Genomic DNA, 14906 nt, shown 5'->3' on the forward strand with positions numbered 1-14906 from the left:
CGATTCAACAAACCTTGACGTAAATTAAAGTTCTAGTGGGTAAAAAAATCCTATTTATTATTCCTGATGGAATAGGTATCAGAAACTACCTGTATTCAGATTTATTTTCTAAGCTGCATGAGGAAGGAGTTCAGATCTATTTACTTCATAATCTAGAAAGTAGAATTATTGATTATGTCAAAGAGGAGAAAAATATACCTTTTGGAGAGGAACCATTGAGGAAAGTAAGGGAGACGCGGTTTCAGCAATTTTTAAGGGAAACCTCTACCTATGGACGATTAAAATATAATGCGGATTTAAAACAAAATCCCACGATCTTGACCAATTGGTTCAAAATCAAAAACAACCCCATCAAGAGGGCATTTCAAAAAATCACAGAAATTGCTGGTAATACAATCAGTTCCTACGAGGGAATTAAATACCTAGAAGAAACTAACCGTTTGAAATGGAAGAGGAATCCGGCTTTTGATGGATTTAAGTCTGACCTTTCAAGGATTCAACCTGATTTTATTTTTATAACTCATCAACGGGTTTCAAATCTAGAACCATTGTGCCTTGCAGCATCAGATTTGAATATTCCAACTCTCACTGCAATTTTCAGTTGGGATAACCTACCGAAAGCAAGACTTCCGCTTCGGACAGATTGGTATGCAGTCTGGTCAGATTATATGAAGGTAGAAATGTCAGATTATTATCCAGAGATTCCTCAAAATAAGGTAGTGGTAGTTGGAACTCCTCAATTTGATTTCCACTTTAATAAAGATTTAATACAGTCCAGGGAAGAGTTTGCCAATGAATTTGGTTTGGATGTGTCAAAAAAATGGGTTTTGTTTTCAGGTGATGATGAATTGACATCTCCCCATGACCCTGCTTATTTGGAAGATGTGGCACATGCATTGGAAGATAATTCAGATGTTACAATTCTTTTTCGCCAAGTTCCTGTTTGTACCGTAGCGCGATATCAAAAGATACTAGATCAGTTTGACAATATTGTGCATATTCCGCCGAAATGGAAAAAGGGAGAGCACTGGATGAGCTTTTACCCATTATTTGATGACGTCAAATTGTTGATGAATCTTTGTTTTCATTGTGAGTTTTCTGTGAATATAGGTTCAACCATTGGATTGGATTTCTCCTACTTTGAGAAACCAACGGTGTTTTTGGCTTACGATGCCATCCATGATGGAGAATGGACTACAGATACTGTATATCAATTCCAACATTTCAAATCCTTTATGGGAATGGATGCTGTAGTATTTGCCAAAGAGAAAACTCAATTAAAACAATTACTAGAACAATTACTCCAAAAACCAGAGGATTTTGCAACCCAAAAAGGCAAATGGAGAGATAAAATAGCTTCGAATCGACCTGACAATCTTTCATCTACTCAGATCTCCAAACTTCTAATCACTCTTCTAGAAAATGAATCGATTTTTCGAGAGACTGAATTGATTAATTAATAAAATAAGATTTAATGCATATCTGTTTTTTGACGAGTGAATATCCCAAACCTGGACATCCTCATGGAGGGGTGGGAACTTTCCTACAAATTTTAGCAAGGAACTTAGTGAAACATCAAATCAGAGTTTCCATCGTTGGGCTAAACTTTACAGATGAATATGAGGAGGCAATGGATCAAGGAGTCCATGTTTTTCGGTTAAAACCAAGAAAACTGAAACCTTTTACCTGGTATCTGACCTTTGATTCTGTCAATTCCAAGATTAAAGAAATTCACCAAAAGACACCTATTAATATTGTTGAATCCACTGAATTAGGGTTGGCATTTATCAAAAAAATACCTGGAATAAAATATCTAATCCGGATGAACGGTGGACATCATTTTTTTGCAGAATCAGAAAATAGAGGAATAGATCCTTGGAAGGGCTTTCAAGAAAAGAGATCATTTAAAAAGGCAGATTTGGTTTTTGGTGTAAGCGAATATGTGATTAATCATACCTTAAAATATTTGGATTTTTCATCCAAAAAAGGTCCTGTTATTTTCAATCCTGCTAATCTTGAAAATTTTTATAAAGCAGATCCATCAAGGCTTGTAAAGGGAAGAATATTTTTTGCCGGAACTGTTTGTGAAAAAAAGGGAGTTAGGCAGCTTATTTTGGCATTTCCAAAAATCAAAAAAGAGTTTCCAGAAAGTGAACTATATATCGCTGGTAGAGATTGGTTCTTCAAAGATGGTAAGTCTTATATTGAATACCTGAAAAGTTCACAAATAGATGAATCAGTAAGAGATTCTATTAAATTTCTTGGACCTGTAGCAAACCATGAGCTGCCAAAATATATAGAAGAAGCTGAAATATGCGCCTATCCATCCCACATGGAAGCTATGCCTTTAGCTTGGATTGAAGTTTTAAGCATGGGAAAGGCATTTTTGGGTTCTTCTTTGGGACCTGGACCAGAGGTGATCCAAGATCATGTAAATGGACGTGTCTGTAATGCCAAAGATGAGGAGGACGTAGCAAAAGTGTTATTGGAAATGCTTTCTGACAAAGAGAGTAATTTGAAAATGGCTGAGCAAGCTAGAAAAGATGTTTTTGAAAGGTTTGCTATCGATAAATTGGTATTAAAAAATATTGAACTGTTTAATAAAGTTAGCTCGAAGTGAATTTTTTGATTCTTACCCATGTGCACCATATTGAAAAGGATGGGAAGTATTTTGCATATGGGCCCTATGTCAGGGAAATGAACATATGGATCAAACATTTTGATTCTGTGACAATCATAGCACCACTTTCAAAAGATAGAGAAACAAACCCAATTGAAATACATTATGATCATGATCAAATTAACTTTGTTTCGGTTGGTGAAATCAACCTGACCACATGGAGAGGAAGAATCAATACCATTTTATCCATGCCAGAAATTATTTATAATGTCATGGTAGGTATGAAAAATTCTGATCATATTCATTTGAGATGCCCTGGCAATATGGGATTGGTTGGTGCATATCTTCAATATTTTTTTCCAAATAAGAAAAAAACAGCCAAGTATGCTGGAAATTGGGATCCTCAGAGTGAGCAACCAGGAACTTATAAACTCCAGCAGAAATTGATTTCAAATCCTTCATTTTCAAAAAACATGAAGGTTTTAGTTTATGGGAATTGGCCTAATCTCACAGGTAATTTGCTGCCATTTTTCACTTTTTCATATTCCCAGAATGAAAGCCAAGAAGATCATAGAACTCAGGTTACTAAATCGGCCAAAATCAAGCTTCTTTTTGTTGGAGCCCTTGTCTCAGGTAAGAATCCAATGTTGGCATTAAAAGTCGCACATTTGTTGAAGCAAAATAATTTTTCTTTTGAATTTTTCTTTTGTGGTGAAGGTGACCAAATGGATCAAATGGTGAAATTCATCAATGATAATAACCTGTCTAAGGAAGTTTTTTTGATGGGTAATATGACAAGTGATGACCTAAAAGAAATGTATAAGAAATCTCATTTTTTAGTGTTTCTTTCGGATAGTGAAGGATGGCCCAAAGTTGTGGCTGAATCCATGTATTTTGGTTGTCTTCCAATTACAACTCCGGTATCTTGTGTGCCATATATGCTAGGTGATGGGGCTAGAGGAGACTTGGTAAACAAAAATCCTGAAGAGGTATTGGATAGGATCACTTATTATATGGAGAACCCAGAACACTTTGAAAAAAAATCCTTTAAATCAAAAGAATGGGCTAAAGATTTTACGAAGGAATCCTTTGAAAATGAAATTTTGAAGTTAATAAAGAATGTATAAAGAGGGTACTTATTTTTCTGATAACCAAAGACACCTGGAAGATTCAGAGTTCAAAGTAAAAGCTATTTTTAGGTTATTGAGTCCTTTTTTAAGAAGACAGGAGTATTCAATAAAATCTTATTCGGATGTGGGTTGTGGAGCAGGAGGGGTTTTGCTTGGACTTTCAAAAAAATTATGTGAATCTGGTGTAAAATTAGAATGTGTATCAGGGTATGATGTTTCTCCACATGTTATTCAATTACAAGCAGATGGTGTAAGTTTTATTCATGGAGATTTCGTTGAAATTGGAAAGGATTCAGATTTGATTACATTAACAGACGTCTTTGAACACGTGCCTGACCCTGTTAATTTCATTAAAAATGTATCCCAAAAAGGTAATATTTTGGCATTTCATATACCATTGGATGATTGCCTTAGTGTGAATATTAGGAATCTCCAAAGGGAAAAAATTCAAAACCCTGGACATTTGACATTTCTAGACTTGACTTCTGCTTTGAATATGATAACAGCAGCCGGGTTGCAGATTTTGGATTATGATTTTTCCCTTGAAACAATAAGTGCTCCTTCTAATAATTACACGCTTCTTCAAAAACTTTTCTTTCCATTAAAAAGAGTTTTGGTAGCTTTGAATCCTTGGATATATTCTAAAATATTTGGTTTTAGCCTTGTGGTGATTGCCAAAGTAAATAAATGAAAAGAGAATCCCATAATAGCCCTAAGATTTATCAAATGGTAGATTCCCTGAGTTTGGGGGGGACTGAAAGAATGTCTGTGAATATTGCAAATTGTTTATCTGAACAAGGGATTGAAAGTGGCTTGATAGTGACTCGAGAATCTGGAGGTTTGGAAAGATATTTATCTCCATTAGTTGATAAGAGTATTTTCAACAAAAAAGGGAAATTAGATGTATTAAGTTTTTTTCAAATCCTAAAATTATTGAGATCTAAGGCCCCAGATGTACTACATGCACATCAAACTTCCATTTTTTGGGCTGTTTTATTGAAGAAATTTATGCCCAATACAAAGTTGATTTGGCATGATCATTTTGGTATGAGTGAGGAGTTGGATAAATATCCACGAAAAGAAATGGATTTGGTAATGCCATTCATCGATTCAATTGTTACAGTAAATAAGAAAATAGAAAAGTATTGGAAGAAAAGATATCCAAATAAAAAAAAGGATATAGTCTACATCGAGAATTTTTCAGGGAAATTAAATTCTGTTCCACATAGAAAAATTGATGGAGTTTTTAAGATCATTCATATAGCAAATTTTAGAAGGCAAAAAGACCAAATCACCCTTTTAAACGCTTTGGTGGGGTTAAAAGAAATCATAGGCGAATATAAGGTCTATTTTCTAGGCGAATATGTGGAATTGGACTGGTTCAAAAGTGTTGAAGATGAAATAGCAAGACTTGGCCTTCAAAATAATGTTGAAATAGTTGGGCCGGTTGAAAATATAGCTCCGTATATAGAATTGGCTCATATAGGAGTTTTGAGTTCGATATCGGAAGGTTTGCCAGTAACTTTACTTGAATACGGAATGGGTGCTTTACCTACCATCGCTACTGATGTGGGGCAGTGTGGTGATGTATTAGGTGACGGGAAATTTGGAGAATTGGTCTCACCTGAATCTCCCAAAGAACTACAGGATTCAATTGTTAAAATTTTTAATAATTATCCTGAAGCTATAGAAGTAGGTGTGAAATTTCAGTTGCATACCGAACATAATTATGGATCAGTGAATTTCCTGAAAAAATACCTCCCATTGTCTTTGCCAGATTTTCAACCTAGCAAAATCAGCTTGTCTAAAGCATGATAAAAAGCATCATTTCTTCTCAAACCCGTTTTTTTTGGGTGATGTTCCACGTAATTCTAGGGATTATTTCTTCAATAACTCCTTTTGTATTAATCGCTTGGTTTTATGTAGTTTTTGTATCCTCATTTTTTGCAGTTGTCAGAACAAAGTCTTTTTACTTGTTTTCTGTTTTTATTGCCTACATGACTTCTTTTGAGCTTTTGGCCAGAATGTCTCAAACTTCTCCATTTATACCTTATGAATTAGGTAAATATTTACTGTTTTTAATGCTTTGTATTGGGGTATATAAATTTAAATCAAAGAGTCATTTAGGATTGATTATGTTAGTCCTTTTGTTACCAGCAGCATTTTTTGATAAGTCTGGAGAAGTAACAAGAGGAAACTTAGTCTTCAATCTGCTTGGTCCAGTAAATGTGGCTATGGCTGTTTGGTTTTTTTATGGGAAATCATTAAGAAAGGTGCAACTAATTAGATTGTTAAGAATTAGTATTCTTCCATTAGTTGCAATTTTAAGTTCCTTGATTTTCAAAACTCCATCCTATAATGAACTGGAATTTACTTTAGGGGCAAATTTTGCTACTAGTGGAGGAGCAGGGTCTAATCAAGTTTCTACTGTTATGGGACTGGGGATGTTTCTTTCTTTTATTTTCCTGATAAATAAATGGAACCTAACAGGCTATAGGATTACTGATTTTATTTTATTTTTCTTATTTGGGTTTCAAGGTCTATTGACCTTTTCTCGGGGTGGGATTCTTGGAGGTGTTTTGGGTATAATGGTAGTGATTTACTTTATTATCAAAACTCCAAAAAGTGTTAAGAATAAGTTTAGGCTTCCACAAATTGGGAAAGCATTTTTATTATCGATATTTCTTATTGTTTTAACATTTCAGGTGGCGGATAGCCTAACGGGAGGCTTACTTGGATTGAGATATCTTGGAGAAACAGAAGGTACTTTGGCGGGAACTAAAGAAAAATCAATCAATTCAATTACGACTGGTAGATATGAGATTTTCTTAGAAGATCTGGATTTATGGCAAGAGTCATTAATTCTAGGGGTAGGTGTTGGTGCATCCTCATTCATGAGAGACATTAGTTATTTTTACCTGTCTCACGTAGAAATGAGTCGATTAATATCTGAGCATGGAGCTCTCGGACTTATATACTTTATACTACTTCTATATATGGGGCTGTTGATCCTTTTGAGAAAACAGACTCCAATGGAAAAAGGAATCATGGTGGCTTTTTACCTAGTAGCACTTTATACCACATTTCATGCAGCTATGAGAACATATCTTACCCCATTGTTCATTGGGTTAAGTTTGATCTATATCGTTCCTTCAAAATCCAAAAAGAAAGCCAACAAGGTGAGTGCCCTAGAATCTGAACAAGTAAAAGAAACGATTCCTGCATAAAATGATCAGCGTAGTCGAGCTTCTAAAATTCCGAAAATATCCTATTGAATCTGCTCAAAAGGAATTGGAAAGAATCCAGTCTTTTTCACTAGATCAATTTGAAAGTTGGAAAGAAAAGAAAAAGTGGGAGACTGTCAGATTTCATTTTGAAAATAATCCAACCTATCAAAAAATAGTAGGTAAATATCTTCCAGGTCGATGGGAAGATCTTCCAATTATTAGAAAAAAGGATATCCAAGGTGATTTTAAGGAGATAGTCAGTCATGGATTTGATAAATCTAATCTTCATTTTGGAAGTACTTCTGGATCTTCAGGAATTCCCCTCAAATTTGCCAAAGATAAGTTTTGCCATAGCATGACTTGGGCTTTAATTCTGGATAGGTATAAAAAGGTTAATCTTGCTCCAAGTGATTTACAAGCTAGATTTTATGGGATTCCTCTTGGATTTCCTTCCTATCAAAAAGAGCGTATTAAGGACAAATTCATGAATCGATACAGGTTTGTTGTATTTGATTTGTCTGATGAAAGCTTGGATCGTTTTTTAGAGACATTTAAAAAGAAGAAATTCATATATGTCTACGGGTATACAAATACCCAATTGTTTTTTGCTAAGTATTTGGAGAGGAAAAATATAGTTTTAAAAGATGTGTGTCCTTCGCTGAAAGGTGGTATTGTCACAGGTGAACAATGCTCAGAAGAAAATAGAGCTATCCTAGAAAAGCAATTTGGAATACCTATGTTCAATGAATATGGGGCTTCAGAGGTTGAATTTTTGGCAATGTCTGATTTGACTGGAAAAAGGTGGTTATCCTCAGAAACTGTAGTTTCAGAAGTTTTAGATTCTAACAATTTATCGGTTCAAGAGGGCGGAAGTGGAAGTCTAGTTTTTACTAATATGTTCAACAAAGCAATGCCTTTTATACGGTATGAGGTGGGAGATATTGGTGCAATTTCACAGGTGAAGGATTCTATTCAAGAGGAACTACTAGAATTGAATGGAAGACTTAATCAATTAGTGCTTCTCCCTTCCGGCAAAAAAGCAGCAGGTTTTTCCCTTTATTATATTTCAAAATACCTCATGGCGAATCTTAAAGGTCTTCAAGAGTATCAAGTGAGACAATTAGAGCTAGATACTTTTGAGTTGGACCTGGTAATTGATGGGCCATTGGCACCCAATGCGAATCAGGTTGTTCAAGAAGCTTTTGACAAATACCTGGAAAAAGGCTTAAAAATAAAAGTCAGCAAATTGGACCAAATAGATCGAGAAAAATCAGGGAAATTAAAGCATTTTATTTCTCATTTGAGGAAAGATTAAAAACTATGAAAATCCTTTATTTCTACCAATATTTTACCACAGCCAATGGCTCTTATGGAACAAGAGTCCATGAATTTACCAAAGAATGGGTTAAAGAGGGGCATGAAGTCACCGTTGTTACCAGTGTTTATTCAAAGTCTGATATTACCGCTAAAGGCTTTATTGATATTAAATATTACGAAGGTGTTAAGGTGATCATTATTAATGTGAAAATTGATAACCGGCAATCTTTTTTTAAAAGGATTTTTTCATTCTTGGCATATTCTATCATCTCATGTTGGTATGCTTTAACCTACCCTTGCAAAGTAGTGATTGCCTCCAGTGGTCCAATTACAGTGGGAATGCCAGGGTTATTAGCTAAATACCTAAGAGGTAAAAAGTTAGTCTTAGAAGTAAGAGACTTGTGGCCTGATGGAGCCATAGATTTAGGGATTATCAAAAACCCTTTGCTAAAGAAAGTTTCCTTGGCATTTGAAAAACTATGTTATAAATCATCCAGCCTGATTGTTGCACTATCAGAAGGGATGAAAGAGGAAGTCTTGGCAAAATCTCCAAAGTCAAACGTGATCTCTGTGACAAATGCTTCTAACATCAAATTGTTTTCTACACCAGTTCCTTTTCCTGAGAATGTTCCTGTTGAGCCTTTCAAATATGCTATCTACACAGGAAACATTGGTGAAGTAAATAATTCTCTGTGGCTTTTGGAAGCCGCAAGGATACTTCAGCAACGTGACGAGAAAGACTTAAAAATCCTGATGATTGGTGAAGGACAACAAAGAGAACAGATTGATCATGCTATTGAGGATGAAAAATTGACCACATTAGTTAGACTGGGATTGATGCCAAAATACAAATTGGTCCCCCTCATTCAGCACGCTATTGTATCCTTAGTTCCGTTAAAAGGAACCAAAATATTGGACACTTCCTCTCCTAATAAATTTTTTGAATCACTTTCGGCAGGAATCCCGGTTGTTCAAAACACCCAGGGTTGGATGAAAGACTTCTTGGAAAGAAATAGGATTGGTTATACACTTTCTCCCAATGATCCACAGCAATTGGCGGATCTTCTGGTCTATTTGAAAGATAATTCATATGAATTAAAAGAAATGGGAACATTGGCAAAGGAGATTGCTAAGAAAGAATTTGATGCAGAATTTTTAGCTCGGAAAATGCTAAATGGAATTACCCAGATTTATTCATGAGGATTTTATTTTTAGGGGAAACCTACCGAGCTGACGCCCAAAGTTGGATCAGGGGTGTAGAAGAAAATTTCAATCAAAAATTGGAAACTATGGAGCTTCCACGAGGGGATTCCAGAATTTTAAGGTTTTTGTCTTCTATAATTTTTTTTGGAAAAATTTTAGGCACCCACTTTTCAAAATCCTATGACCTTGTTTTGGCAGAGAGAGCCACTAGTTACGGTTTCTTTTCATTGTTTGTTAATGGAAAGAAAAAAGTGGTCGCACAACAGGGAATCACAGATGTTTATCCAGAACATGGGTTTTCCAAATTTTATAAATCCATTCTTCAAAGGGCAGTTTACAAAAGGGTTGATTTGATCCATGCCTGGGGAAATGTAATGACTTATGCCATGTTGGAATCCGGAGCCAAGCCATCCAAAATAATGGTGATGCCAAAGGGGATAGATACGAATAAATACAAAGCTCCAAACAAAAAGGCATTGCCTCCCTCATTTATTGTAACCCGATCCCTGTATGATTTATATAGACATATTGATATAGTGGAAGCTGTCAAAATACTTAAGGATCGTGGCCTTGAAATTAAAGTCATTTTTATTGGAGTAGGTCCAGAAAGACCAACAATTGAATCGAAAATCAAACAATATAAGCTTGAGAAAAACATCTTGTTAAAAGGGTATGTTCCCAATGATGAATTACCCGATTTGATGGACAGTTGCCGATATTATATCGCTGTACCTACAACAGAAGGTGTTTCGAGCTCTTTGTTTGAAGCAATGGCGGCGGGATGCTATCCAATAGTAACAGATTTGCCAGCAAATCAAGATTTTATAAAAAATAAAGAAAATGGGTTGTTAATTCCGATTTGCAATCCCCGGAAATTGGCAGAAGCGATATTGTGGGTGTTGGAAGAAAATGAAAAAGTAACCACCGCTATCTCTAAAAATCGAAATTTCATAGAGAAATCTGTCGATTTTTATACCAATATGAGAATTATCTCAGATCGATATAAGAAATTATTACAACTCAATTAATAAGTAGCTCATGTGCGGAATTGTAGGCTTTTGGAATAAAGAATTGCCGGCTGATGAATCAAGACTTTTTGCAATGAGAGAGTCTCTTCAGCATAGAGGTCCTGATGCTGGAGCTCAATGGACTAATGGTAAGATTGGTTTGGGGCATAGGAGGTTGTCTATCTTAGATTTGAGTGAAGGTGCCAATCAGCCATTTGAATCGCCATGTGGGAATTATATGATGGTTTTCAATGGTGAGATTTTTAATTATAAGACTTTTTACGCAGAGTTAGAACAAAAGGGTTATAGCTTTAAGACAACATCTGATACTGAGGTCTTGCTTTTTCTATTAATGGAATATGGTGAGGCAGTATTGGAGCGATTAAATGGTTTTTTTGCAATCGCATTTTTCAATAAAAGAGAACAGGAATTATTATTGGTGAGGGATAGGTTTGGTGTTAAACCACTTTTCTATTCCAATACAGATCAAGGGTTTTATTTTGGAAGTGAAGTGAAGGCTCTTTGGGCTGGAGATGTTCCAAAAGAAATCTTAGAATCCAATTTGGATGAGTTGTTTCTTTATCGATTTACATCTGGGGAAAATACGGTATTCAAGAATATATACAGAATCCTTCCGGGGTATTATTTGAAGTTGAAAGATTCTGCAAGAGATGTCAAGTCTACCAGATGGTTCCATTTAGGTGAATCCATTGCGAATCAGCCAAAAATAAAAGATGCCTATGGTTGGTTTGAAGAAGCTTTCAATGAAAGCATTCGCTACAGAATGATTTCAGATGTTCCCGTTGGGACATTATTAAGTGGTGGTTTGGATAGTAGTAGTACTCTTTATAGTCAATACAGTCAAGGGTTTCAAGAATTGAGTTCTTGGAATGTTTCATTCAGCGATAAAATCCACGATGAATCCCATTTGGCAAGGCAATTAAGTGAAGAAGTCGGTGCATCCTTTAATAGTTTTGAGTTTGCTAATGAAGATTTGGTAAACTTTACAGCTCAAGCAATAGACCACCATGATGAGCCCATTATGCATTTTTCGGATGGGCATTTGCTTGGAATTTCTCAAAAAGCGAGAGAAAAAGTAAAGGTTTTATTGTCCGGTGAAGGAGCAGATGAGATTTTGGGTGGTTATGTTAGATACAAAGTTCATGACAATGAATTGCGCTATAATCTTCTAAACATGATCAGGTATATCCCCGAAAAATGGCTTAAAAATGATCGCCTTAGAAAAATGAAGCGATATTTGGGCATGGGGAATAGGGAGGCTGAAATCATGATGAACTCCAATGAATTGTATGTAGCAGATTTGAAAAGGTTAGGGGTATTATCCTCCAATTTATTGCCAGAGTTTAGGGTTGGGATTCTCGAGGAAGCAAAAAAAGTCTATCCTAAGAACAGACTGAGACAACTTTTGTACTTGGAGCAGCACACCCATCTTTATACACTTAACGATCGAAATGACCGGACCACAATGGGTAGTTCGATTGAATGTCGTGATCCTTTCCTTGATCCTAATCTGGTGATTGGTGTAGGTAGTCTAGATGACCGATACTTTCATATCAAAGGAAAAGGAAAAGACCTGCTGATGAACAGTATTGGAAAAAAATTACCACCATATATCACATCCCACCGAAAAGTGGGAATGTCTGTTCCATGGGATACATTGATTCTCGAAAACCCCTATCTTAGAGATATTCTTGAAAACTTACCAAACTCCCCTTTGTTTGCATATAAGCCTTATTGCTACTTGGATGTAAAAGGGATTGTAAGTGATTTTAAGAAAAATCCGAAACTGCATTACCCGACCATCAGGCAAATTTTCTTTACTGCAATGTGGTATCAAATAAAGTTTGAACAGAAAGAGATAGCTGTTTAATAGTAAACAATTGAATGATGAATCTTGGTAATACTACTCAACTGCCAAAAATATTTGACCCAAGAGGAAATTTGACATTTTTACAATTTCCTGATCAAATTCCATTCGAAATTAAAAGGGTCTTTTGGACCTATGATGTTCCAGGAGGCGAAATTAGAGGAGGACATGCTTTTCACGAACAGCAGGAGTTAATCATTGCTCTTAGTGGCTCTTTTGATGTGATTATTACGGGAAAAGATGGACAAAAAATGAGGACCTCTCTCAATAGATCCTATGAAGCTTTGTTGTTGCCAAAGTTGACATGGAGACACCTTGAGAATTTTTCTACCAATTCTGTGGCATTGCATATTACGGATACTGAATATAGTGCTGATGACTATATTCGGGATTTTGAATTTTATAAAACTTTGAAAATCAGTGACTAGAACGATTTGGGATTGCAATTTGGTATACCTGCCCAAATTGGGGGATAGAGTGGGGCACATCACTCCCGTTACCAATTTGAAAGAATTGCCTTTTGAAACCAAAAGGGTTTTTTATTTATATGATATTCCTGGTGGAGAAAGTAGGGGGGCTCATGCCCATTATGAGTGCCATCAATTTTTGGTAGCGGTCAGTGGTGCGTTCGAAGTATTATTGGATGATGGTAATTCCAAAAGACAGGTGTTGTTAAATAGACCAGATTTAGGGCTTTGGGTTCCCCCAGGAATATGGGCGTCGGAAATTAATTTTTCTTCAGGTGCTGTATGTTTGGTTTTAGCCAGTGAAAAGTATAATGAGAAGGATTATATCAGAGACTATAACGAATATTTAAAATTTATTAGAGGAGATGATTCATCCATTGGCTGATGTTCAGACCGAAAAAATCGGTCAAGACACTAGGATTTGGCAATATGCGGTAGTCCTACAAGGTGCTGTAATTGGTTCTGATTGTAATGTAAACTGCCATACGTTTATCGAAAATGATGTAATCATAGGTGATAGAGTTACTGTCAAGTCTGGGGTTTATTTATGGGATGGTTTGACGGTAGAAGACGACGTTTTTATCGGCCCAAATGTGACATTTACAAATGATAAATATCCAAGGTCAAAGCAATATCCTGAAGAATTTCAAAGAACTGTAATCAAAAAAGGAGCTTCAATAGGTGCAGCATCAGTGATTTTGGGAGGATGCATTATCGGTGAAAATTCTATGATTGCTGCAGGATCCTTGATCACCAAAGATGTCCCGGCAAATGCCTTGGTTATGGGAAGACCTGCTCAAATAGTTAGGTATTTGGAGGAGAAAAAATAAAAGAGGCTAGGTTAAACTTTAATTTGGTCCAGAAAGAACGAATTTATTAATGAGAACCGGAATAAACCCTGCAAAATTAGATTCCAAAATTTCGCAGAAGTTTCATCACAGGATTATTATTCCTGTTTATATACCTGAATTCACAGGGTATTTTGAAAATCTGTTGGAGGTATATAATCTATGTATTCAATCTGCGAGTCTTACCCAGCATGGGCGATCGGCTATCACGGTAATAGACAATGGTTCCTGTGAAAAAGTAAAAAAATGGTTGAGAGATCTTCTAGATCAAGGAGTGATTGAGACATTGATAACACATGAAGAAAATGTAGGAAAGATCGATGCAATTTTGGGAGCTGCTAGGGGAAGCCGAGAGCCTTTGATCACCTTGTCTGATAGTGATATTCTTTTTAAAAATGGTTGGCAGGAAGAAGTGGAGGAGATTTTTACTAACTATTCCAAAGCTGGATCTGTGGCACCTTTTCCAATTGCACGTCATATGTATTATCATTCTTCTTCAGCTCAAAAAGCTGTGATCAAGGGAGAAATGAATTTTGAATTTCAAAAGACCGAAGAGGACGATCTTATCGAAGAAGTTTACAATTCCTATGGATGGAATTATAAGAGTGAATATGATGGACTTCTGCCGACAGTATTATGCAATGGAAAAAAGGCCGTATTGGGAAGTGGGCATCAGGTTTTTACGATCCGCAGAGAATTATTCTTTCAAATGCCAATAGAGCCAAGTTTTATCAAAATTGGATCCGGCTCCGAATTAAACTGGATAGATAGACCGATAAATGAAAACGGTGCTTGGAGATTAAGTACATTCAATACTCTTGTTCACCATATGGGAAATCAATTGACTCCCGAGAACAAAGAAGTTTTCCAAAAAATTGAAAAAAGCCAGGCTTTACCAGAACTTTTAAATATTCCATTACTGAAGCAGAAAAGCTATAACAGGACAGAGCATAGGATATTTGCCAAATTATTTAAACTAAAATTTGATGACCGACCACCAGCTCCAGAATTGACTGTTCAATTCAAAAGTCTGTAATTATCATGGGAAAAATCCAGTTCTGTAACTTATATATTTTCAAAGGATAAAGCTGGAAATAAGACTATTTTTTGAATTGAATTAAATGAAAGAAAGCGTAAAACCTTTCTTTTTTTGTTTAAGAATTAAATCGCATAGTTTTTGCAATCATTATTTAAATAAC

Annotated in this window: 14 protein-coding genes; all 14 read left to right on the forward strand. The window is 35.7% G+C overall.

All coding sequences use genetic code 11. The features are described from left to right. The first annotated feature begins 35 nt into the window (after positions 1-35). Genes O0V13_RS10920 through O0V13_RS10985 form a run of 14 tightly spaced genes read left to right on the forward strand, consistent with a single transcriptional unit; the run spans position 36 to position 14743 of the window. Positions 36-1460 carry a hypothetical protein gene (locus tag O0V13_RS10920; protein ID WP_268035000.1) on the forward strand — a complete coding sequence of 475 codons (1425 nt, stop codon included), beginning with the start codon at positions 36-38 and terminating at the stop codon, positions 1458-1460. A 14-nt stretch (positions 1461-1474) separates the two neighbouring features. Then, entirely contained in the window at positions 1475-2620 is a 1146-nt protein-coding gene (locus tag O0V13_RS10925) for a glycosyltransferase family 4 protein (RefSeq protein ID WP_268035001.1), read from the forward strand. After that, on the forward strand, positions 2617-3747 hold the full coding sequence (locus O0V13_RS10930) for a glycosyltransferase (protein ID WP_268035002.1): 1131 nt from the start codon (positions 2617-2619) through the stop codon (positions 3745-3747). Before O0V13_RS10925 ends, O0V13_RS10930 begins: the two co-directional genes overlap by 4 nt. Further along, on the forward strand, positions 3740-4441 hold the full coding sequence (locus O0V13_RS10935; protein ID WP_268035003.1) for a class I SAM-dependent methyltransferase: 702 nt from the start codon (positions 3740-3742) through the stop codon (positions 4439-4441). The genes O0V13_RS10930 and O0V13_RS10935 overlap by 8 nt, the downstream gene beginning before the upstream one ends. Beyond that, entirely contained in the window at positions 4438-5565 is a 1128-nt protein-coding gene (locus O0V13_RS10940; RefSeq protein ID WP_268035004.1) for a glycosyltransferase, read from the forward strand. The genes O0V13_RS10935 and O0V13_RS10940 overlap by 4 nt, the downstream gene beginning before the upstream one ends. Further along, on the forward strand, positions 5562-6977 hold the full coding sequence (locus O0V13_RS10945; RefSeq protein ID WP_268035005.1) for a hypothetical protein: 1416 nt from the start codon (positions 5562-5564) through the stop codon (positions 6975-6977). Before O0V13_RS10940 ends, O0V13_RS10945 begins: the two co-directional genes overlap by 4 nt. A 1-nt stretch (position 6978) precedes the next feature. Further along, positions 6979-8292, forward strand: a complete 1314-nt coding sequence (locus tag O0V13_RS10950) for a phenylacetate--CoA ligase family protein (protein ID WP_268035006.1) — start codon at positions 6979-6981, stop codon at positions 8290-8292. 5 nt (positions 8293-8297) lie between these two features. Then, positions 8298-9494, forward strand: a complete 1197-nt coding sequence (locus O0V13_RS10955) for a glycosyltransferase family 4 protein (protein WP_268035007.1) — start codon at positions 8298-8300, stop codon at positions 9492-9494. Next, positions 9491-10525, forward strand: a complete 1035-nt coding sequence (locus O0V13_RS10960; RefSeq protein WP_268035008.1) for a glycosyltransferase family 4 protein — start codon at positions 9491-9493, stop codon at positions 10523-10525. The genes O0V13_RS10955 and O0V13_RS10960 overlap by 4 nt, the downstream gene beginning before the upstream one ends. A gap of 10 nt (positions 10526-10535) precedes the next feature. Next, complete coding sequence (asnB, locus tag O0V13_RS10965; RefSeq protein WP_268035009.1) at positions 10536-12395, forward strand: asparagine synthase (glutamine-hydrolyzing); 1860 nt, start codon at positions 10536-10538, stop codon at positions 12393-12395. 14 nt (positions 12396-12409) lie between these two features. Continuing rightward, on the forward strand, positions 12410-12820 hold the full coding sequence (locus tag O0V13_RS10970; RefSeq protein WP_268035010.1) for a sugar 3,4-ketoisomerase: 411 nt from the start codon (positions 12410-12412) through the stop codon (positions 12818-12820). Further along, on the forward strand, positions 12813-13244 hold the full coding sequence (locus O0V13_RS10975) for a sugar 3,4-ketoisomerase (protein WP_268035011.1): 432 nt from the start codon (positions 12813-12815) through the stop codon (positions 13242-13244). Before O0V13_RS10970 ends, O0V13_RS10975 begins: the two co-directional genes overlap by 8 nt. Then, entirely contained in the window at positions 13225-13689 is a 465-nt protein-coding gene (locus O0V13_RS10980; RefSeq protein WP_268035012.1) for an acyltransferase, read from the forward strand. The genes O0V13_RS10975 and O0V13_RS10980 overlap by 20 nt, the downstream gene beginning before the upstream one ends. A 49-nt stretch (positions 13690-13738) precedes the next feature. Beyond that, positions 13739-14743 carry a glycosyltransferase family A protein gene (locus O0V13_RS10985; protein ID WP_268035013.1) on the forward strand — a complete coding sequence of 335 codons (1005 nt, stop codon included), beginning with the start codon at positions 13739-13741 and terminating at the stop codon, positions 14741-14743. Positions 14744-14906: the final 163 nt, after the last annotated feature.

The organism is Algoriphagus sp. PAP.12, assembly GCF_026652115.1.
GTDB lineage: Bacteria > Bacteroidota > Bacteroidia > Cytophagales > Cyclobacteriaceae > Algoriphagus.